The sequence below is a fragment of the Streptomyces sp. MUM 2J genome (assembly GCF_022414535.1).
Classification (GTDB): domain Bacteria; phylum Actinomycetota; class Actinomycetes; order Streptomycetales; family Streptomycetaceae; genus Streptomyces.
The window spans coordinates 13,490-33,733 of record NZ_JADWYM010000048.1 but is presented as its reverse complement, the minus strand read 5'-3'; the positions used below and the strand labels follow the sequence as shown (position 1 = coordinate 33,733).

15 protein-coding genes are annotated in these 20,244 nt (G+C 72.0%); 6 read left to right on the top strand and 9 right to left on the bottom strand.

Going from position 1 to position 20,244, the window contains the following annotated elements; translation table 11 throughout:
- Positions 1-15: 15 nt before the first annotated feature.
- Together I3F54_RS27850 and I3F54_RS27845 are read right to left on the bottom strand one after the other, a co-directional pair.
- On the bottom strand, positions 16-1,188 hold the full coding sequence (locus I3F54_RS27850; RefSeq protein ID WP_240121682.1) for a winged helix-turn-helix domain-containing protein: 1,173 nt from the start codon (positions 1,186-1,188) through the stop codon (positions 16-18).
- A 230-nt stretch (positions 1,189-1,418) separates the two neighbouring features.
- On the bottom strand, positions 1,419-2,003 hold the full coding sequence (locus I3F54_RS27845) for a GNAT family N-acetyltransferase (RefSeq protein WP_240121681.1): 585 nt from the start codon (positions 2,001-2,003) through the stop codon (positions 1,419-1,421).
- 269 nt (positions 2,004-2,272) lie between these two features.
- Between I3F54_RS27845 and secA the strand changes: the two genes are divergently transcribed.
- Positions 2,273-5,086, top strand: coding sequence for a preprotein translocase subunit SecA (secA, locus tag I3F54_RS27840; protein ID WP_240121680.1), 2,814 nt, complete (start codon positions 2,273-2,275; stop codon positions 5,084-5,086).
- A gap of 194 nt (positions 5,087-5,280) precedes the next feature.
- On the opposite strand, the gene I3F54_RS27835 is transcribed toward secA, so the two are convergent.
- The gene (locus I3F54_RS27835) at positions 5,281-5,877 is read right to left on the bottom strand and encodes an Rv3235 family protein (RefSeq protein WP_240121679.1); all 597 of its coding nucleotides are present in this window, start codon (positions 5,875-5,877) and stop codon (positions 5,281-5,283) included.
- A gap of 336 nt (positions 5,878-6,213) precedes the next feature.
- On the opposite strand from I3F54_RS27835, the gene I3F54_RS27830 reads away from it, so the two are divergent.
- Together I3F54_RS27830 and I3F54_RS27825 are read left to right on the top strand one after the other, a co-directional pair.
- Complete coding sequence (locus I3F54_RS27830; RefSeq protein WP_240121678.1) at positions 6,214-6,729, top strand: hypothetical protein; 516 nt, start codon at positions 6,214-6,216, stop codon at positions 6,727-6,729.
- Positions 6,730-6,798: 69 nt separating this feature from the next.
- Complete coding sequence (locus I3F54_RS27825) at positions 6,799-7,470, top strand: HAD family hydrolase (protein ID WP_240121677.1); 672 nt, start codon at positions 6,799-6,801, stop codon at positions 7,468-7,470.
- A 313-nt stretch (positions 7,471-7,783) separates the two neighbouring features.
- Here the strand turns inward: I3F54_RS27825 and I3F54_RS27820 are convergent, their stop codons facing one another.
- Positions 7,784-8,350 (bottom strand): DJ-1/PfpI family protein, encoded by a 567-nt coding sequence (locus tag I3F54_RS27820; protein WP_240121676.1) that lies wholly within the window; start codon positions 8,348-8,350, stop codon positions 7,784-7,786.
- A gap of 714 nt (positions 8,351-9,064) precedes the next feature.
- Between I3F54_RS27820 and I3F54_RS27815 the strand changes: the two genes are divergently transcribed.
- Entirely contained in the window at positions 9,065-14,041 is a 4,977-nt protein-coding gene (locus I3F54_RS27815) for an NAD-glutamate dehydrogenase (protein WP_240121675.1), read from the top strand.
- A 156-nt stretch (positions 14,042-14,197) separates the two neighbouring features.
- Here the strand turns inward: I3F54_RS27815 and I3F54_RS27810 are convergent, their stop codons facing one another.
- Both I3F54_RS27810 and I3F54_RS27805 read right to left on the bottom strand, forming a co-directional pair.
- Complete coding sequence (locus I3F54_RS27810; RefSeq protein ID WP_240121692.1) at positions 14,198-14,959, bottom strand: ABC transporter ATP-binding protein; 762 nt, start codon at positions 14,957-14,959, stop codon at positions 14,198-14,200.
- Between the two features lie 61 nt (positions 14,960-15,020).
- Positions 15,021-15,938: an ABC transporter permease gene (locus I3F54_RS27805; RefSeq protein ID WP_240121674.1), complete on the bottom strand. Its 918-nt coding sequence runs from the start codon at positions 15,936-15,938 to the stop codon at positions 15,021-15,023.
- Positions 15,939-16,138: 200 nt separating this feature from the next.
- On the opposite strand from I3F54_RS27805, the gene I3F54_RS27800 reads away from it, so the two are divergent.
- Positions 16,139-16,774, top strand: coding sequence for a TetR/AcrR family transcriptional regulator (locus tag I3F54_RS27800; protein ID WP_240121673.1), 636 nt, complete (start codon positions 16,139-16,141; stop codon positions 16,772-16,774).
- A gap of 186 nt (positions 16,775-16,960) precedes the next feature.
- Here I3F54_RS27800 and I3F54_RS27795 read toward each other — a convergent pair whose 3' ends face one another.
- The gene (locus tag I3F54_RS27795) at positions 16,961-17,113 is read right to left on the bottom strand and encodes a hypothetical protein (RefSeq protein ID WP_240121672.1); all 153 of its coding nucleotides are present in this window, start codon (positions 17,111-17,113) and stop codon (positions 16,961-16,963) included.
- A gap of 422 nt (positions 17,114-17,535) precedes the next feature.
- On the bottom strand, positions 17,536-18,024 hold the full coding sequence (locus tag I3F54_RS27790; RefSeq protein WP_240121671.1) for a MarR family winged helix-turn-helix transcriptional regulator: 489 nt from the start codon (positions 18,022-18,024) through the stop codon (positions 17,536-17,538).
- 120 nt (positions 18,025-18,144) lie between these two features.
- Between I3F54_RS27790 and I3F54_RS27785 the strand changes: the two genes are divergently transcribed.
- Positions 18,145-18,558 carry an organic hydroperoxide resistance protein gene (locus tag I3F54_RS27785; RefSeq protein WP_240121670.1) on the top strand — a complete coding sequence of 138 codons (414 nt, stop codon included), beginning with the start codon at positions 18,145-18,147 and terminating at the stop codon, positions 18,556-18,558.
- Between the two features lie 13 nt (positions 18,559-18,571).
- On the opposite strand, the gene I3F54_RS27780 is transcribed toward I3F54_RS27785, so the two are convergent.
- Positions 18,572-20,131: a hypothetical protein gene (locus tag I3F54_RS27780; protein WP_240121669.1), complete on the bottom strand. Its 1,560-nt coding sequence runs from the start codon at positions 20,129-20,131 to the stop codon at positions 18,572-18,574.
- Positions 20,132-20,244: the final 113 nt, after the last annotated feature.

Here is a 20,244-nt window from a genome sequence, read left to right as displayed (position 1 = left end):
GCGACGGGCCACCGGTCAGGTCAGGGCTCGGGCGAGCGCCGCGGTGAGCGGCTCGCGCAGCGCCGGATCGTCGACACGCTCGACGCGGACGTTCGTGCAGTCCACCCAGCTCGCCGCTTCGACCAGTGCCTCGGCCACCGCCCCGACCGCCCTCGGGCCGTCCAGGGAGACCTGCCTGGCGACCAGGGTGCGCCCCTCGCGCGCCGGGTCCACCCGGCCGACGAGCCGGCCGCCGGCCAGGACCGGCATCGCGAAGTAGCCGTGCACCCGCTTGGGCTTGGGTACGTACGCCTCCAGGCGGTGGGTGAAGCCGAAGATCCGCTCCGTGCGCGCCCGCTCCCAGATCAGGGAGTCGAAGGGCGAGAGCAGCGTGGTGCGGTGCCGGCCGCGCGGAACGGTCTGCAGAGCCGCCGGGTCGGCCCAGGCCGGCTTGCCCCACCCCGCCACGGTGACCGGGACCAGGCCCGAATCGGCGATCACCGCGTCGACCTGCTCGCCCTTGAGGCGGTGGTAGTCCGCGATGTCCGCGCGGGTGCCGACCCCGAGGGACTGACCGGCCAGGCGGACCAGGCGGCGCAGGCATTCGGCGTCGTCCAGATCGTCGTGCAGCAGGGCGGCGGGCACGGCCCGTTCGGCGAGGTCGTAGACCCGCTTCCAGCCGCGGCGTTCGACGCAGACCACCTCGCCGTACATCAGGGCGCGTTCCGCGGCGACCTTGGTGCCGGACCAGTCCCACCACTCACTGGTCCGCTTCGCGCCGCCCAGCTCGGTGGCCGTCAGCGGGCCCTCGGCGCGCAGCAGCTTGACGACCTGCTCGTAGGCGCCGTCCGGAAGCTCGTGGTGCCAGTGCGGCCGGTTGCGGTAGGCGCGGCGGCGGAAAGCGAAGTGTGGCCACTCCTCGACGGGGAGGATGCAGGCCGCGTGGGACCAGTACTCGAAGGCGTGCGTGTCCGTCCAGTAGGCGTCCTCGACCGTCCTGCGGCCCACGGCGCCGAGGCGGGCGTAGGGGATCAGCTCGTGGGAGCGGGCCAGGACGGAGATGGTGTCGAGCTGGACCGCGCCCAGGTGGCGGAGGACGCCGCGGACGCCGGCCCGGCGGAGGGGAGCGCCGAGGAGCCCCTGGGCGCGGAGCACGATGCGGCGGGCCTCGTCGGCCGACAGTTCGGTGGTGGGGCGCGGGGTGGGCATGGACGGCACGATAGGCGGGGGCACTGACATTCGGCGTTGACGGTGGCTTCCCGGGAACTTCGGGGGCTGCGCAGGGTGCGTCGGGTCCGGTTCTTCCGGCACGGGCCGGAAGGGCCGGAGCGCCGTGGACCGGCTTCCGTGACGACCCCGGCGGCGGCCGCCCCCGGGCAGGCCCCGGGCGGAGGCCCTCCGGGACTGCGGAACAGGAACGCCCCGCTGCGCCGTCCGCCCTACGCCGTCGTCCGCGGCGGAGGCGGCAGGTACGGCGCCGTCGACGGCAGGCCCAGGTCCGAGGGGAGCAGGGAGCCCACCCAGCAGTCCCGGCGGACGCCCTTGTTGTTGACCGCGGAGCGCAGGGTGCCCTCCATGGTGAAGCCGGCGCGCTCCGCCACGGCCCGCGAGGCGTGGTTGCCGACCTCGGCGCGCCACTCGACGCGGTCGACGCAGACGGCGGTGAAGCACCAGCGGGAGGCGGCGAGGGTGGCCTCGGTGACGTAGCCGTGGCCCCGGTGCTTCTCGGCGGCCCAGAAGCCGACCTCGGCCACACCCAGGGAACGCATCGTCAGGCCGATCATGCCCGCCAGGTCCTCCCCGTCCGCGAGGAAGACCCCGAAGGTGAACATGGACGCGTCGGCCCAGCCGTCCGGGACGAGCTGTTCCGTGAAGCTGTGGGCGTGCTCGCGGAGGTAGGGCGACGGGATCGTGGTCCAGCGCTGGATGCCGGGGTCCTGGACGGCCTCGTACACGGCGTCGGTGTCCTCGGGCCCCACCGCGCGCAGCAGCAGACGGTCGGTGGTGAGCGTGACGGGTTCCATCGGCCGATTCTGCTCGCGGGCGGGGCGCGCCCGCCATCTCATTGCCGTGCGTGAACGTGCCGTCACGATCCGCGCAATTCCCCGGCGTGTTCCGGCACCATCCGCGGGCCTCGGACGTTGTCCCCTCAGGAGGGCAGAAACAGCAGCGGTCACGCCTCCTGGCGGCAGGCCTCCCGGCGCAGCGGGGTCCTCGCATACGATGGCCGTTGCTCAGCAAGTCACATCGAAATCGACCGTCCCAGGCCCGACCGGCAAGGAGACCAACCCCCGTGTCCGTCCTCTCGAAGATCATGCGTGCAGGCGAAGGCAAGATCCTGCGCAAGCTGCACCGCATCGCGGACCAGGTCAACTCCATCGAAGAGGACTTCGCCGCCCTCTCCGACGCCGAGCTGCGGGCCCTCACCGATGAGTACAAGCAGCGGTACGCGGACGGGGAGAGCCTCGACGACCTGCTGCCCGAGGCGTTCGCCACCGTCCGCGAGGCCGCCAAGCGCGTCCTCGGCCAGCGGCACTACGACGTCCAGATGATGGGCGGCGCCGCCCTGCACAGGGGATACGTCGCCGAGATGAAGACCGGTGAGGGCAAGACCCTCGTGGGCACGCTGCCGGCGTACCTGAACGCCCTCTCCGGCGAGGGCGTCCACATCGTCACGGTCAACGACTACCTGGCCGAGCGCGACTCCGAGATGATGGGCCGCGTCCACCGCTTCCTCGGTCTCGAGGTCGGCTGCATCCTCGCGAACATGACGCCGGCCCAGCGCCGCGAGCAGTACGCGTGCGACATCACCTACGGCACGAACAACGAGTTCGGCTTCGACTACCTGCGCGACAACATGGCGTGGTCGAAGGACGAGCTGGTGCAGCGCGGGCACAACTTCGCCATCGTCGACGAGGTCGACTCCATCCTCATCGACGAGGCCCGTACGCCGCTGATCATCTCCGGCCCGGCCGACCAGGCGACCAAGTGGTACGGCGACTTCGCCAAGCTGGTCAAGCGCCTGAAGCGGGGCGAGCCCGGCAACCCGCTCAAGGGCATCGAGGAGACCGGCGACTACGACGTCGACGAGAAGAAGCGCACCGTCGCGATCCACGAGTCCGGTGTCAGCAAGGTCGAGGACTGGCTCGGCATCGACAACCTCTACGAGTCGGTGAACACCCCGCTCGTGGGCTACCTGAACAACGCCATCAAGGCCAAGGAGCTCTTCAAGCGCGACAAGGACTACGTCGTCATCGACGACGAGGTCATGATCGTCGACGAGCACACGGGCCGTATCCTCGCCGGCCGCCGGTACAACGAGGGCATGCACCAGGCCATCGAGGCGAAGGAGGTCGTGCCGATCAAGGACGAGAACCAGACTCTCGCCACGATCACGCTGCAGAACTTCTTCCGCCTCTACAACGTGCTCTCCGGCATGACCGGTACGGCGATGACCGAGGCCGCCGAGTTCCACCAGATCTACAAGCTCGGCGTCGTCCCGATCCCGACCAACCGCCCGATGGTCCGCATGGACCAGTCGGACCTCATCTACCGCACCGAGGTCGCCAAGTTCGAGGCGGTCGTCGACGACATCGCCGAGAAGCACGAGAAGGGCCAGCCGATCCTCGTCGGCACGACGTCCGTCGAGAAGTCGGAGTACCTGTCGCAGCAGCTGAGCAAGCGCGGCATCCAGCACGAGGTGCTCAACGCCAAGCACCACGAGCGCGAGGCGTCGATCGTCGCGCAGGCCGGCCGCAGGGGCGCCGTGACGGTGGCCACCAACATGGCCGGCCGTGGTACGGACATCAAGCTCGGCGGCAACCCGGAGGACCTCGCCGAGGCGGAGCTGCGTCAGCGCGGCCTCGACCCCGAGGAGCACATCGAGGAGTGGGCGGCGGCGCTGCCGGCGGCCCTGGAGAAGGCCGAGGAGGCCGTCCAGGCCGAGAAGGACGAGGTCGAGTCCCTCGGCGGCCTGTACGTGCTGGGCACCGAGCGGCACGAGTCGCGCCGTATCGACAACCAGCTGCGCGGCCGTTCGGGCCGTCAGGGCGACCCCGGCGAGTCGCGCTTCTACCTCTCGCTGGGCGACGACCTGATGCGCCTGTTCAAGGCCCAGATGGTCGAGCGCGTGATGTCCATGGCCAACGTGCCGGACGACGTGCCGATCGAGAACAAGATGGTCACGCGCGCGATCGCGTCCGCGCAGTCGCAGGTCGAGCAGCAGAACTTCGAGGCCCGCAAGAACGTCCTGAAGTACGACGAGGTGCTCAACCGGCAGCGCGAGGTCATCTACGGCGAGCGGCGCCGCGTCCTGGAGGGTGAGGACCTGCACGAGCAGGTCCAGCACTTCATGGACGACACCATCGACGCCTACATCGGTGCGGAGACCGCCGAGGGCTTCCCCGAGGACTGGGACCTGGACCGGCTGTGGGGCGCCTTCAAGCAGCTCTACCCGTGCAAGGTGACCATCGAGGAGCTGGAGGAGGCGGCCGGCGACCGCGCCGGGCTGACCGCCGAGTTCATCGCCGAGTCCATCAAGGACGACATCCACGAGCAGTACGAGGCGCGTGAGACCCAGCTCGGCTCCGAGATCATGCGGGAGCTGGAGCGCCGGGTCGTGCTCTCGGTCCTGGACCGCAAGTGGCGCGAGCACCTCTACGAGATGGACTACCTCCAGGAGGGCATCGGCCTGCGCGCGATGGCGCAGAAGGATCCGCTGGTGGAGTACCAGCGCGAGGGCTTCGACATGTTCGCCGCCATGATGGACGGCATCAAGGAGGAGTCCGTCGGCTACCTGTTCAACCTGGAGGTCCAGGTGGAGCAGCAGGTCGAGGAGGTCCCGGTCGAGGAGGCCGTGCCGGTCGCGGAGGGCGTGCAGGACACGGTGCCCGCTCAGGCGGGCGCGCGCCCGGAGATCCGCGCCAAGGGGCTCGACGCCCCGCAGCAGCGCAACCTCCACTTCTCCGCGCCGACCGTGGACGGCGAGGGCGGCGTCATCGAGGGCGACTTCGCCAGCGACGACGAGCCCGTCCGCTCCGAGGCCGACGGTCTCACCCGAGCCGAGCGCCGCAAGCAGGCGCGGGCCGGGCGGCGCCGCAAGAAGTGACGCGTGCTCCCCGCTCCGTCGGTGAGCGGGGAGGAGCGAGGGGCCGGGCGCCGGGTGGTGCCCGGCCCCTCGTGTGCGTGCCGGCTGCCTCGCCGACCGGGGCCGGACCCCCGGGCACTGCACGCTGGCGTGGCCGGTCCGGGGCCGGCCCGCGCCGCCCTGACCGCCTGGCCGCGCGGGCCCCACAGGGGTACTCAGGCGCCGTGGCGCCGGGGTGCGCAGGTGGGGCCCGGTTCGACCGCGGTGCAGCGCCAGCGGAGGTCCTGGCCGCGTTCCAGACGGAAGGCCATGGCGCGGAGCTGGTCGCCGGCGCCGATGCGGGCGAAGGCCTCCACGGTGTCGGGACCGACCACGTAGTACCCGATGTCGCGGACGACGGGGCGGATGCCGCGGGTGGTGCGCAGGGGGCCGCGTTCGGCGAGCCGGGCGAGGTCGTCGTAGGCCCGGCCCGCCGTGTGGCCGAGCAGCGAGTGGACCGGGCGTGCGCCGCTGAGGACGGAGAGGAGCCGTTCGGCGAAGAGGTCGGTGGGCAGGGTGCGGGAGCCTCGCGCGGCCGGGACGCGGGGCACGGCGGTGGCGTTCGGTGTGGGAGGGCGGGTGTCCGCCGGCCTGGTGCGGGAGCGTGAGGGCGCCGCTGCGGGGGATCCCGGCGGGCGGCCGTCCCCGGCCGGGGCGAGGGTCCGGGCCCCGCCGGGGGTGCGCGGCGGGGTGCCGCCGGGGCGGCGCTGGTCGCGGCGGCCCGCCGGCCGGGTGCCGGGGCGGAGTGGCGTCCTGGTCATGACCTTGTTCATGGCGAATCCCCGTGTCGATGGGCCCGGGCCGGGCGGTCGGGCCCGTACCCGTTGATAACTGTCCGTGAGGATCCTGTACGCATCGTGACGGGGGCGGCAAGCGGAGGACGCCGGACTCCGGCGGTGCCGGAAGGTTCACTCATCAGGGTGACGGGGGAGGCGGCGGGCCGGCGCCGGCCGGGGAGTACCGGGTGAATCGCGGGCCCGGAGTGGACGCCCTCCGCGGTGCGGGCGCGAACTCGAAGGGGGACCCCCGCACGTATCCTGAAGGCCCTCCGGAGGCGCGCTGCCGCTCCTTCCGGAACCCCGGGAGCTCCGACACGAAAGCGGCCAGCCATGCGCGTATACGTCCCCCTGACCCTCTCCGGTCTCGCCGAGGCCCACAGGGCGGGTGAGCTGGGGGCCGGGGCGTCCGGGGCGATCGTCGCCTACGCCGTCACGCCCGCCCTGCGCGAGTGGTGCCTCTCCGACGACACCGAGGAACTGGAGTACGCCGCGCTGGGCCGGGCCGCGCTGGCCTCGCTGCGGCTGCTCGCCGCCGACCCGGGCGCGCCGCGCCGGCGGGTCGTGGTGGCCGTGGACGTGCCCGACGGCGCGACGGGCACCGATCCCGGCCGGGCGTCGGACCCGGCGGCCCTCGGTGAGGTGCGGGTGGCCGGACCGGTCCCGCTGGCGAAGGCCGCCTCGGTGCACGTCGACGCCGGGGACGCGGACGACGACGTCGCCGCGGCGGCCGGAGCACTGGCGGCGGCGGACGCCGGGGACGAGGGCGCCCGGCTCAGGGTCGACGGGGCCGAGGACCACGAACTGCTGTGGTACGCCACCCAGGAGATCCCCCACCTCGTCGCCTGAGCGGTCCACCGGCTCCACCCCGGCAGAACCGGTGTCCCGGCGGCCGGTGGGTCCGGGTACGTTCTAGGTATGGGCAGGCACGGCACTTCGCACATCGTCTGGGACTGGAACGGGACGCTGTTCCACGACAATGACGCGATCATCGGGGCGACCAACGCGGCGTTCGCCGACCTCGGGCTGGAGCCGATCACGCTGGAGCGCTACCGGGCCCTGTACTGCGTCCCCGTGCCGAAGTTCTACGAGCGGCTGCTGGGGCGGATGCCGACCGAGGCCGAGTGGCAGGTCATGGACGACACCTTCCACCGGTACTACACCGAGCACCGGGTGCGGTGCTCGCTCACCGAGGGGGCGGACCTGCTCCTCGCCGGGTGGCGGGCCGCGGGCCGCAGCCAGTCCCTGCTCAGCATGTACGGCCACGACGAACTGGTGCCGCTCGTGCGCCGGTTCGGCATCGAGGAGCACTTCGTACGCGTGGACGGGCGGACCGGTCCGAGCGGGGGCAGCAAGGCCGAGCACATGGTGCGGCACCTGCGGGAGCTCGCGCTCCACGGAGTGGAGCCGGCCCGCACGGTGGTGATCGGGGACGCCGCCGACGACGCCCTCGCCGCACGGCACGCGGGCGCGTGGGCCGTGCTGTACACCGGGGGTTCGCACGGCCGGGCCAGTCTGGAGGGCGCGGGAGCCCCGGTGGTGGACACGCTGGCGGAGGCAGTGGCCCTGGCGGAGGACCTGCGGGCGTGAGCCCACCGGGCGGCGCCCCCGCGCCAGAACGTCGCGCCCCGGTGTGAGGGCACGGCGCCGGGTCGGCACCCGCCGCGGCACCCCGCGCAGCCACACGCCCCGGTGCGGCCGTGACGACCGCCACCCCGACCCGCCCCGTGGCGGGCGCCGGATCCGCGCGGCCCAAGCCGCCGAGCCGCCCGACGCAGGCACCGGCTCCTCGCCGCGCCCCATCACGCAGGCGCTCGCCGGGGTGGCGCGGCGGCGGAGCGGTCCGGAGGGGAGGCGGTCCGGAGGGGCGCGTGGCCGCCGTACCTCGCCGCGGACCGGCCGGTCAGGTCACCGGAGCCTTGGCGCGCAGGATCTTGAGGAACTCACGCATCCACAGCGGGTGGTCGGGCCAGGCACGGGAAGAGACCAGGGTGCCGTCCACCACCGCCTCGGCGTCCTGGAACGTGGCGCCCGCGGCCTGCATGTCCAGCTCCAGCGCGGGGTACGCGGTGACGCGGCGTCCGGACAGGCCGTCGATCGCGGCGGTCAGCAAGGGGCCGTGGCAGATCTGGGCGACGGGCTTGTCCGCGTCGAAGAAGGACTTGAGGATCTTGCGGAGTTCGGGGTCGTTGCGGAGGTACTCCGGGGCCCGGCCGCCGGGGATCACCACGGCGACGTACTCGCCGGGGTCCACGTCGGCGAACGCGAGGTCGGCGGGCCAGGTGTAGCCGGGCTTCTCCGTGTAGGTGTCGAAACCGGGTTCGAAGTCGTGCACGACGAACTGGAGTTTCTTGCGGGAGGGGGCCGCGACGTGGACTTCGTAGCCCTCCTCGCGGAGGCGTTGGTAGGGGTACAGGACTTCCAGGGACTCTGCTGCGTCGCCGGTGACGACGAGGACTTTCGCGGGCATGGGACGGCTCCCCTCGGGGTGCGTGCACCTGCGGTGCTCTCAGCGTGCCCGGTGCGGAGGACGGCGTCCAGTGCAGCGCGAGGGCACCGGCTCCCGGTACGGCGGGACGGGGCGCCCCCGGTGCGGTGCTCCGGCGGCCGCCGGGCTCCCGGTCGCGCGGCGGGTGCCCGTGACCGGACGGCGGTGCCGGGGCACTCCGCGGTGGCCGGGCGCCCCGGCCGCCGGCGTCCGGCCTCCCGCCGTGCCCGGAGCCGGTGCCCCGTGGCACCTTCCACGCCCGGCCGCCCCTGTGCAGAACGTCAAACTTCACCCCCCGGTTTTGTACACATACGGCTCATGACGGGCCCCGGGTAGGGAGCGATAGCCTTGGTGGCGTGATCAGCGCGATATCTCGCGGGGGCGCTGTTGCCCCTGCCCTGCGCCCGGAAGACGTGGAGAACATCCGTGTCCGGGCGGTGGTCGCTGGTCTTCGCGGGTGGGAGGGGGCCTTCCGGGCTCCCCGGACACCTCGTCGGATCCGCAGTCGGGCGGTGCCGCGAGCAACGTCACATGCTACGGGCGTGTTGAAAATGGCCGACAACCCCCCGCCCATCTCGTCTTGCGGCATAGCGTCGGACCAGACCGGACACCCCGCGTCTCGGCGTTACGTCGTAAGGGAAGAGACCGTACTTCCATCAACGTCACGCAACGGCGCGCGACAGGAGCCAGAGGACAATGCAGACCAAGCTGGACGAAGCAAAGGCCGAGCTGCTCGAACGGGCGGCCCGGGTCGCTGAGAACAGCCCGGTCGGGGGGCGCCTACCGACCGGGACGACGGGCGAGGGCTCTCCGGACATCCCGGACACCCAGGGCGCCTCGGACCGTAAGTCCGTGCTCGCGTTCCTCCAGCGCTACTACCTGCACACCGCCCCCGAGGACCTCGGTGACCGTGACCCGGTCGATGTCTTCGGAGCCGCCTACTCGCACTACCGGCTCGCCGAGAACCGGCCGCAGGGCACCGCCAACGTGCGGGTCCACACCCCGACGGTCGAGGAGAACGGGTGGACCTGCAGCCACTCCGTCGTCGAGGTCGTCACCGATGACATGCCGTTCCTCGTCGACTCCGTCACCAACGAACTGACGCGCCAGGGCCGCGGCATCCACGTCGTCATCCACCCGCAGGTCGTGGTGCGCCGCGACGTGACCGGCAAGCTCATCGAGCTGCTGGCCTCACCCCCGGCGGGCGAGCTGCCGCACGACGCGCACGTCGAGTCCTGGATCCACGTCGAGATCGACCGCGAGACCGACCGCGCCGACCTGAAGCAGATCACCGCCGATCTGCTGCGGGTGCTCTCCGACGTCCGCGAGGCTGTCGAGGACTGGGAGAAGATGCGGGACGCGGCGGCCCGCCTGGCCGAGGGGCTGCCCGACGAACCCACCCCCGGCGACCTGCCCGAGCAGCAGGTCGAGGAGGCGCGGGAGCTGCTGCGCTGGCTCTCCGCGAACCACTTCACCTTCCTCGGGTACCGCGAGTACGAGCTCCGCGGGGACGATTCCCTCGCCGCCGTCCCGGGCACCGGCCTCGGCATCCTGCGCGCCGACCCCCACCACGCCGGCGACGACAGCCACCCGGTCAGCCCGTCCTTCGAGCGGCTGCCCGCGGACGCCCGGGCCAAGGCACGCGAGCACAACCTGCTGGTGCTGACCAAGGCGAACAGCCGGGCCACCGTGCACCGGCCGTCGTACCTCGACTACGTCGGGGTCAAGAAGTTCGACGCCGAGGGGAACGTCGTCGGAGAGCGGCGCTTCCTGGGACTCTTCTCCTCCGCCGCCTACACCGAGTCGGTGCTGCGCGTCCCCGTGATCCGGCGCAAGGTCGACGCCGTGCTCAGGGGCGCGGGCTTCTCACCGAACAGCCACGACGGGCGCGATCTGCTCCAGATCATGGAGACGTACCCGCGCGACGAGCTGTTCCAGACGCCCGTCGACGAACTCCAGGCCATCGTCACCTCCGTCCTCTACCTCCAGGAACGCCGCAGGCTCCGGCTCTACCTGCGGCAGGACGAGTACGGGCGCTACTACTCCGCACTCGTCTACCTGCCGCGTGACCGGTACACCACCGGGGTGCGGCTGAGGATCATCGACATCCTCAAGGAGGAGCTCGGCGGCATCAGCGTCGACTTCACCGCCTGGAACACCGAGTCGATCCTCTCCCGGCTGCACTTCGTCGTCCGCGTCCCGCAGGGCACCGAGCTGCCGGAGCTCAGCGACAGCGACAAGGAGCGCATCGAGGCGCGCCTGGTCGAGGCCGCCCGGTCCTGGGCCGACGGGTTCGCCGAGGCGCTGGGCGCCGAGTTCGGCGAGGAGCGGGCCGCCGAGCTGCTGCGCGGGTACGGCACCGCCTTCCCCGAGGGCTACAAGGCCGACCACACCCCGCGCTCCGCGGTCGCCGACCTGGCCCACCTGGAGGCGCTCGGCGACGGCACGACCGGCCCGGACTTCGCGCTCAGCCTGTACGAGCCGGTGGGCGCCGCGCCCGACGAGCGCCGCTTCAAGATCTACCGCCGGGGCGAGGCCATCTCCCTGTCCCGCGTGCTGCCGGTGCTGAACCGGCTGGGCGTGGAGGTGATGGACGAGCGTCCCTACGAGCTGCGCTGCACCGACCGGAAGAAGAACGCCTGGATCTACGACTTCGGGCTGCGCATGCCGAAGACGCAGAAGGGTGCCGCCGACGGCGCGTACGTCGGCGACGACGCCCGCGAGCGCTTCCAGGACGCCTTCGCCGCGACCTGGACGGGCAAGGCCGAGAACGACGGGTTCAACCAGCTGGTCCTCAGCGCCGGGCTGGACTGGCGGCAGGCCATGGTGCTGCGGGCGTACGCGAAGTACCTGCGGCAGGCCGGGTCCACCTTCTCGCAGGACTACATGGAGGACACCCTCCGCAACAACGTCCACACCACCCGGCTGCTCGTCTCGCTGTTCGAGGCACGCATGTCGCCCGACCGGCAGCGTGCCGGGCTCGAACTGATCGACGCCCTGCTGGAGGAGCTCGACGCCGCGCTCGACCAGGTCGCCTCCCTCGACGAGGACCGGATCCTGCGGTCGTTCCTGACCGTCATCAAGGCGACCCTGCGCACCAACTTCTTCCAGGAGGCCGAGGCCGGCAGGCCGCACGACTACGTCTCCATGAAGTTCGACCCGCAGGCCATCCCGGACCTGCCGGCACCGCGCCCGGCGTACGAGATCTGGGTCTACTCGCCGCGGGTCGAGGGCGTCCACCTGCGGTTCGGGAAGGTCGCCCGCGGTGGTCTGCGCTGGTCCGACCGGCGCGAGGACTTCCGCACCGAGATCCTCGGCCTGGTCAAGGCGCAGATGGTGAAGAACACCGTCATCGTGCCGGTCGGCGCGAAGGGCGGCTTCGTCGCCAAGCACCTGCCGGACCCCAGCGTGGACCGGGACGCGTGGCTGGCCGAGGGCATCGCCAGCTACAAGACCTTCATCTCGGCGCTGCTCGACATCACCGACAACATGGTGGCCGGCGAGGTCGTGCCCCCGGCGGACGTCGTCCGGCACGACGAGGACGACACCTACCTGGTGGTCGCGGCCGACAAGGGCACGGCGACGTTCTCGGACATCGCCAACGAGGTCGCGGAGGCCTACAACTTCTGGCTCGGCGACGCCTTCGCCTCCGGCGGCTCCGCCGGCTACGACCACAAGGGCATGGGCATCACCGCCCGCGGCGCCTGGGAGTCGGTCAAGCGGCACTTCCGCGAGCTGGGCGTGGACACCCAGACCGAGGACTTCACGGTCGTCGGCATCGGCGACATGTCCGGTGACGTGTTCGGCAACGGCATGCTGCTCTCCGAGCACATCCGCCTGGTCGCCGCCTTCGACCACCGGCACATCTTCATCGATCCCGAACCGGACGCGGCCACCTCCTACGCCGAGCGGCGCCGCCTGTTCGAGCTGCCCCGCTCCAGCTGGGCCGACTACAACACCGACCTGATCTCCGCGGGCGGCGGGGTGTTCCCGCGCTCGGCCAAGGCGATCCCGGTCAACGCGCACATCCGTGCGGCCCTCGGCATCGAGACCAAGGTCACCAAGGTGACCCCGGCCGAGCTGATGAAGGCGATCCTGCACGCCCCGGTGGACCTGCTGTGGAACGGCGGCATCGGCACGTACGTCAAGTCCTCCGCCGAGTCGGACGCCGCCGTCGGGGACAAGGCCAACGACCCGATCCGCGTCGACGGCCGGGACCTGCGCGTCAAGGTCGTCGGTGAGGGCGGCAACCTGGGCCTGACCCAGCTCGGCCGCATCGAGTTCGCGACGCACGGCGGGAAGATCAACACCGACGCCATCGACAACAGCGCCGGTGTGGACACCTCCGACCACGAGGTGAACATCAAGATCCTGCTCAACCGCCTGGTGGCGGAAGGCGACATGACCCTCAAGCAGCGCAACAAGCTGCTCGCCGAGATGACCGACGAGGTCGGCAGTCTCGTCCTGCGCAACAACTACGCGCAGAACACGGCGATCGCCAACGCGCTGGCCCAGTCCAAGGACATGCTCCACGCCCAGCAGCGCTTCCTGAAGCACCTGGTGCGCGAGGGCCACCTGGACCGGGCGCTGGAGTTCCTGCCGACCGACCGCCAGATCCGCGAGCGCCTGAACACCGGCCACGGCCTGACCGGACCGGAGACGGCCGTGCTGCTGGCCTACACGAAGATCACGGTCGCCGAGGAGCTGCTGCACACCTCGCTGCCCGACGACCCCTACCTGCGGGGCCTGCTGAACTGCTACTTCCCGACCGCGCTGCGCGAGCAGTTCGCCGACGGAATCGACAGCCACCCGCTGCGCCGCGAGATCACCACGACCGTGCTGGTCAACGACACGGTCAACACGGGCGGTACGACCTACCTGCACCGCCTGCGCGAGGAGACCGGCGCGTCGCTGGAGGAGATCGTCCGGGCGCAGACCGCGGCCCGCACGATCTTCCGTTCGGCCGTGGTGTGGGACGGGGTGGAAGCCCTGGACAACCGGGTCGAGGCCGAGGTGCAGACGCGGATCCGGCTGCACTCGCGCCGTCTGGTGGAGCGCGGCACCCGCTGGCTCCTCAACAACCGGCCGCAGCCGATCCAGCTGCAGGAGACGGTGGACTTCTTCGCCGACCGCGTCGAGCAGGTGTGGCAGCAGATGCCGAAGCTGCTCAAGGGCGCGGACCTGGAGTGGTACGAGCAGATCTTCGAGGAGCTGACCGGCGTCGGTGTGCCCGACGAGCTCGCGACCCGGGTGGCCGGCTTCTCCTCGGCCTTCCCGTCGCTGGACATCGTCTCGGTGGCCGACCGCATGGGCCGGGAGCCGCTGGACGTCGCCGAGGTGTACTACGACCTCGCCGACCGGCTCTCCATCACCAAGCTGATGGACCGCATCATCGAGCTCCCGCGTACCGACCGCTGGCAGTCCATGGCACGTGCCGCGATCCGTGAGGACCTGTACGCCTGCCACGCGGCCCTGACGGCCGACATCCTGGCGGCGGGCAACGGCACCTCGACGCCGGAACAGCGGTTCAAGCTGTGGGAGCAGAAGAACGCGCCGATCCTCTCCCGAGCCCGCACGACGCTGGAGGAGATCCAGGGCTCGGACGCGTTCGACCTGGCCAACCTGTCGGTGGCGATGCGGACGATGCGGACGCTGCTGCGGCAGCACTCCTGAGCCGTGCCGGGCTCGTGCGGCGTGCCCGTGCCGCACGAGCCCCCGAGCGCGAGCCGGGCCGTGGAGGAGCAGGCGGGAGCGGTACGGATCCTGCGGTGCTCGTGCGACGAGGGGCGCCCCGTGAACGGGGCGCCCCTCGTCGCGTGCCGGGCGGCGTCAGCGCCGGGTGAACTTCTCGTACTGCCGGAGCACCTCGTCGGTCGGGCCGTCCATGCGCAGCTCGCCGCGCTCCAGCCACAGCACCCGCTCGCAGGTGTCGCGGATCGACGCGTTGCTGTGGCTGACCAGGAAGACGGTGCCGGCCTCCTTGCGCAGCTCGCGGATGCGTTCCTCGGAGCGCTTCTGGAACTTGGCGTCGCCGGTGGCCAGGGCCTCGTCGATGAGGAGGACGTCGTGGTTCTTGGCGGCGGCGATGGAGAAGCGCAGGCGGGCGGACATGCCGGAGGAGTAGGTGCGCATCGGCAGGGTGATGAAGTCACCCTTGTCGTTGATGCCGGAGAAGTCGACGATGTCCTCGTACCGCTCCTTGATCTCGGTGCGGGTCATGCCCATGGCGAGACCGCCGAGGTACACGTTGCGCTCACCGGTCAGGTCGCTCATCAGTGCCGCGTTGACGCCGAGGAGGGAGGGCTGGCCGTCGGTGAAGATCCTGCCGTTCTCCACCGGGAGCAGGCCGGCGACGGCCTTGAGCAGGGTGGACTTGCCGGAGCCGTTGGTGCCGATGAGACCGACCGCCTCGCCCTTGTAGGCGACGAACGACACGTTCTTCACGGCGTGCACCCGGCGCATGCCGGAGGACTTCTCGGTCTCCCTGCGGCGCATGATGCGGTTGAGGGCGGCGGTGGCGGAGCCGCGGCCGGAGCCGGTGCCGTTGACCTTGTAGACGATGTCGACGCCGTCGACGACGACGGTCGGAATCGGTCCCCCGGCCGGGGCGGCGGGGGCGGGGGTCTGCTCGGGGGTGCGTGCGAGGGTCTGCTCAGCCACGGCCGTAGGTCTCCTCAGCCTTCCAGAAGTAGATGAAGCCGCCGATGCCGACGACCACCGCCCAGCCTGCCGCGACCGTCCACACGTGCGGGGGCAGCTGGTCGGCGTGGAAACTGTCGATCAGCGCGAAGCGCATCAGGTCGATGTAGACGGCGCCCGGCTGGCACCGCATCGCCGTGACCGCCCACTCGGGCATGTGGCTGTTGCGCAGTGTCGCGTCGATGCTCCACATGACGCCCGAGGTGTACATCCAGGTGCGCAGGATGAACGGCATCAGCTGCGCGATGTCCGGGGTGTTCGCGCCCAGCCGGGCCATGATCATGGTGACGCCGACGTTGAACCCGGACTGCAGCACCAGGACCGGCACGGCCAGCACCCAGGACGCCGCGACCGGCACGCCGAAGCAGAGCAGGATGCCGATCAGCGCGATCATCGAGAACAGCAGTTGCTGGAGTTGCTGGAGGCAGAAGGAGATCGGCAGCGCGGCCCGCGGGAAGTGCAGGGCGCGCACCAGGCCGATGTTCCCCGAGACGGCGCGCGTGCCCGCCATGATCGAGTTCTGTGTGAAGGTCCACATGAACACACCCGTGACCAGGAACGGCACGAAGTCGTCCACGCCTTTCCTGGTGCCGATCAGCACGCCGAAGATGAAGAAGTACACGGCCGCGTTGAGCAGCGGGGTCATCACCTGCCAGACCTGGCCCAGCTTGGCCTGGCTGTACTGGGCGGTGAGCTTGGCGGTGGCGAAGGCGGTGATGAAGTGGCGGCGGGCCCACAGCTGGCGCACGTACTCGGGCAGGGACGGGCGGACGCCGCTGACGGTGAGGCCGTGGCGGGCGGCCAGCGCCGCCAGGTCGAGGTCGTCGGCCACGGGGGCCTGCCGGGGCGGTGTGTGGAGGACCTGACTCACATCCGCTGCTTTCGTTCGGTGGAGGGGGTGGCGGTGGGTCGGAGGGCGCGGGCGCGGGCGCCGGGACGTCGCCCGGGCGACCGCACCCGTCTCCTCACCGTTTTCTTACGTCGGGACGGGACCGTATCGTCGCAACGCGAGCGTAGGCCGATCTGACGTTGGAACGCAACCGTTTCGTCGTAACGCCCTATGCTGTCGGCATGACCACGAACGCCGACGGGTCCCAGCCCCGACCGCGCCGCAGGCAACCCGCCGGGGCCGCCGTGCTCCGGGAGGACGTGACCGAGGCGATCCGCGCGGCCGTCTTCGAGGAGCTCGCGGCGGTCGGCTACGCCCGCATGTCCATCGAGGGCATCGCGCGGCGCGCCGGCGTGGGCAAGACGGCGGTGTACCGGCGCTGGCGCTCGAAGCTGCACCTGGTGCTGGACGTGGTGTCCGCGCTCGCCGTGATGGGCCTGCCGGCCCCGGACACGGGCACCCTCCAGGGCGACCTGCGCCTGCTGTACGAGGTCACCTCACGCGCGCTGCGCCACCCCGTGGCCTCCCAGGTCATCCCCGACCTCCAGGCGGAGGCGGCGCGCAACCCGGACATCGCCGAGGCGATGCAGAAGGCGCTGCGGGAGGGGCAGGACAGCGTGGCCAGCGGGATCGTGGCGGCGGCGCAGCGGCGGGGCGAGATCCGCGAGAGCCTCGGCGAGCGGGACGAGCAGCTGGCGCTGGACATCATCTCGGGGCCGCTGTACTGGCGCTCGGTGGTGATCCGCAGCCCCAAGCTGCCCAAGGGGTACCTGGACGCCCTGACCCGGGCGACGACCGAGGCGCTCAGGGCTCTGTGACCGGGCCGTCCACCGGCCCGTGCTGCTCGACGGCGAGGTGTGCCTTGAGCAGGTGCTCCGTAGCGACTCCGGCATCGTGAACGGCGAAGTCGTAGCTCTCGGGGTCCTCGACAAAGGCTGCCAGGTGCGCGCGAACGGCCCCGGAGGGTTCCTCCTCCGGGGCCGTTCGCCGGTCCGGTGCGCCGGTCAGCGCATCCAGTCCGGTGATTCGATGCCGGCGAACCTGTTCCAGGCCGGGCAGTGGGCCCGGGACTCGGGGCCCACGTACTCCCAGACCGCCTGGAGGGTGAACCCGTTGTCCCAGGCGTTGAGCAGTGCCTCGAAGAAGCCCGTGGCCACGGCCGTGCGGTCGTACTCGCCGCCCGACCGCTGGACCTCCTCCAGGATCCGGTGCGGTCCACGTGCGGTCCACGACGGTCCGGGTGCGGTCGCCGGTGCGGGGGATGCGGGGCGGCGTCGGGCCGGGCCGTGTGGGCCGCACCGGACGTCGTGCAGGTCGGGGGGAGCGGCGGGGGCTCGGGGCGGGCGGCCGGGGCGGCGAAGGGAGCCGGCGCCGCAGGAGGACGCCGGGGGCGGGTGTGTCCGGCGCGCCCCGTGGTGCGGGGAGCCCGGCGGCGATGTGGAGGCGGGCGCCCGCGGTCGGCGTCGCCTGCGCGGTCGCGCCGCCCGGGGAGAGGGCGGTGCCGCCGCACCCGGGCTGACGGACGGTCCCGTAGAGGCGTCCGTCGTGGCCGTGGGCGGGGGCGTCCGGCGCGGTGCGGTCAGGAGCAACCAGGGGCCTCCTGCAGGGCTGCCGCGTCGAGTGCCGCGGTGAGCTCGTCGAGGCGTTCGCGCAGGGCGCGGATCTCGTCGACGTCGCAGCCGGTGGCCGCCGCGATCCGGCGCGGCACCTGGCGGGCGCGTTCGCGCAGCGCGCTGCCCTCCTCGGTGAGCCCGACCTGCACCGAGCGCTCGTCGCGGGCGCTGCGCTCGCGACGGACGAGCCCGGCCGCCTCCAGCCGCTTCAGCAGCGGGGAGAGTGTGCCGGAGTCGAGCCGCAGGTGCTCGCCCAGCTTCTTGACGGGCAGCTCGCCCCGTTCCCACAGGACCAGCAGCACCAGGTACTGGGGGTAGGTGAGGCCGAGGTCCTTGAGGATCACGCGGTACACGCCGTTGAAGGCGCGGGACGCGGCGTGCAGGGAGAAGCAGATCTGGTGGTCCAGGCGGAGCCAGTCGTCCTCTGCGGCGGGAGCGGGTGGGGGCGGGGTCATGTCTCCAGGGTAGCCCTTGCTCGCCATTGGATTGTGCACAACTTAATTGTGTGCTCTACTTTGGGGCGGCGGGTCCGACCGGACCCGCCGGAACCCGACTTCGTAAGGGATGGTCCACGCATGGACGCGCTCTACACCGCCGTCGCCACCGCCACCCACGGCCGCGAGGGCCGCACCGTCAGCTCCGACGGGGCGATCGACCTCGCGCTGGCCATGCCGGTCGCGCTGGGCGGCAACGGTCAGGGCACCAACCCCGAGCAGCTCTTCGCCGCCGGCTACGCCGCCTGCTTCGGCAGCGCGCTCGGGCTGGTCGGCCGCCAGGCCAAGGTGGACGTCAGTGACGCGGCGGTGACCGCCGAGGTCTCCATCGGCAAGGAGGGACAGGGCTTCGGACTCGCCGTCACCCTCCGCGTCGAACTGCCCGCGACCGTGGACGAGGCCACCGGCCGCAAGCTGGTGGAGAACGCCCACCAGGTCTGCCCGTACTCCAACGCCACCCGCGGCAACATCCCGGTCGACCTCGTCATCGAGTGACGAGGATCCCGCGTCACCGCCCGACCCGCGCCAGCACCTCCCCCGTCCGCCGGCTCCACGCCACCACCACCGCCTCCTCGGGCACCCGCTGCCGGCGTGTCAGCAGCAGCCAGCGCACGTGGTCGCGGCGGACGACGGCGGCCCGCTCCGCGCGGGTCGAGCCGGCGGAGAGGTAGGCGCGCACGTCGGCGACCCGGCGCTGCCGCTCCGCCTCCGGCAGCGCCGGGTCGGGCCAGGCGGGCGCCACCAGATCGGGGCCGTAGCCGGCGATCATGCGGACGGCGTGGTAGCCGTCCGTCAGCACGACCTCGCCGGGCCGGATGTACCGCGCGGCCCACGTGTACGACGGCCAGCGCGGCGGCTGCGGAAGGCCCACCGGGTCCAGTGAGCGCGGCACCACCGCCCCGGCCTGCACGGTCAGGAACCCGGTCAGGGCCCCGGCCGCCGCGACCGCGCCCAGCAGCCGCCGCCACGGACGCCAGGGCCGGGGCGCCGCCAGTTCCACGGCGAGCGCGAACTGCAGCGGGACCAGAGCCAGGCCGAGGATGCGGCCGTAGGTGTAGTGGCCGCTGATCCAGCCGTACGCCACCACCAGGCAGTCCGCGCCGAACATCAGCACCAGCGGATCCCGCCACGACCGCCGCGCGCGCAGCCACAGGGCCGGCAGACCCACCAGCAGCGCCAGCCAGAAGTGGGCCGGCAGGTCGTCGTACAGCCGCCGGTGGATCCCGTCGACGGTGGTGTTCCCGGCCAGTGCGAACGCGTCGAAGTACGGCCACAGCCACGCCGCCAGCGCCGCCGCCGCTCCCGACGCCGCCCAGCGCGCCACCACCGCGCGCGACCAGTTCCGCTGCCACCCGGCGACGAACGCGGCCCCGCCCGTCACCGCCGCGACCGACGTGATCGGGTGGACCAGCAGGATCGTGCCGTACAGCGCGCCGAGCGCCGCGTACCCGGCGAAGCCGCGCAGCCCGGTCGGGCCGACGTAGCGCACCCCGCCCGCGTCCCGCGCCCGCGCGCCGGTCAGCGCCCAGGCCCAGAAGGTGAGCCCGATCGCGAAGGTGGACGGATAGCCGAGGTTGCCGGTCATCGACATCAGGCCCAGGTACCCGCTCCACCACGCCCGCTCGGTGCCCCACAGCAGGGTCATCGCGGTGAGCGCGAGGACCGGCGCCCAGGGCCGCGGCGTCAGGACCCGCACGAAGCGGCCGATGCCGGTCAGCAGCACCAGCAGGTTCAGCGGCCCGGCGAGCCGCACCATCTCCCAGCCACCCAGCCCCGTCAGCCGCGCGAGCACGCCCTCCGCGACGGCGTACGGAGAGTAGTAGGGGCTGCCGGCGCCGGGCAGGTCCGCCATCGGATGGCGCGGTGCGAGCAGGTGCGCCGACAGGCGCTCGACGACCGCGGCGTGCTGCCCGGCGTCGCAGCACAGCGGCACCCGCCAGGACGCCAGCGACATCACCAGCCAGAACAGCAGGCCGAAGACCTGGTACGGCGTAGGGCGCCGGAAACGGCCGCCGCGCAGCGCCGTGGCGCCGCTCGGTGACCGTCGGGCGAGGAGACCGATACTCATCGCACATCCACCACAGAAATGGGCATCTGCCCTATATGCCCTGACCGGTCGGCGGTCCTGCCGCACCTCACCTCATCGGGTGAGCCCGGACGCGGCCATCCGCTCCGTACGCC

What these genes read in the sequence shown, in the direction of transcription:
- I3F54_RS27850 (WP_240121682.1), bottom strand. Translation starts at nt 1,188, where the DNA reads ATGCCCACCCCGCGCCCCACCACCGAACTGTCGGCCGACGAGGCCCGC.
- I3F54_RS27845 (WP_240121681.1), bottom strand. Translation starts at nt 2,003, where the DNA reads ATGGAACCCGTCACGCTCACCACCGACCGTCTGCTGCTGCGCGCGGTG.
- I3F54_RS27835 (WP_240121679.1), bottom strand. Translation starts at nt 5,877, where the DNA reads ATGAACAAGGTCATGACCAGGACGCCACTCCGCCCCGGCACCCGGCCG.
- I3F54_RS27830 (WP_240121678.1), top strand. Translation starts at nt 6,214, where the DNA reads ATGCGCGTATACGTCCCCCTGACCCTCTCCGGTCTCGCCGAGGCCCAC.
- I3F54_RS27825 (WP_240121677.1), top strand. Translation starts at nt 6,799, where the DNA reads ATGGGCAGGCACGGCACTTCGCACATCGTCTGGGACTGGAACGGGACG.
- I3F54_RS27820 (WP_240121676.1), bottom strand. Translation starts at nt 8,350, where the DNA reads ATGCCCGCGAAAGTCCTCGTCGTCACCGGCGACGCAGCAGAGTCCCTG.
- I3F54_RS27815 (WP_240121675.1), top strand. Translation starts at nt 9,065, where the DNA reads ATGCAGACCAAGCTGGACGAAGCAAAGGCCGAGCTGCTCGAACGGGCG.
- I3F54_RS27800 (WP_240121673.1), top strand. Translation starts at nt 16,139, where the DNA reads ATGACCACGAACGCCGACGGGTCCCAGCCCCGACCGCGCCGCAGGCAA.
- I3F54_RS27790 (WP_240121671.1), bottom strand. Translation starts at nt 18,024, where the DNA reads ATGACCCCGCCCCCACCCGCTCCCGCCGCAGAGGACGACTGGCTCCGC.
- I3F54_RS27785 (WP_240121670.1), top strand. Translation starts at nt 18,145, where the DNA reads ATGGACGCGCTCTACACCGCCGTCGCCACCGCCACCCACGGCCGCGAG.
- I3F54_RS27780 (WP_240121669.1), bottom strand. Translation starts at nt 20,131, where the DNA reads ATGAGTATCGGTCTCCTCGCCCGACGGTCACCGAGCGGCGCCACGGCG.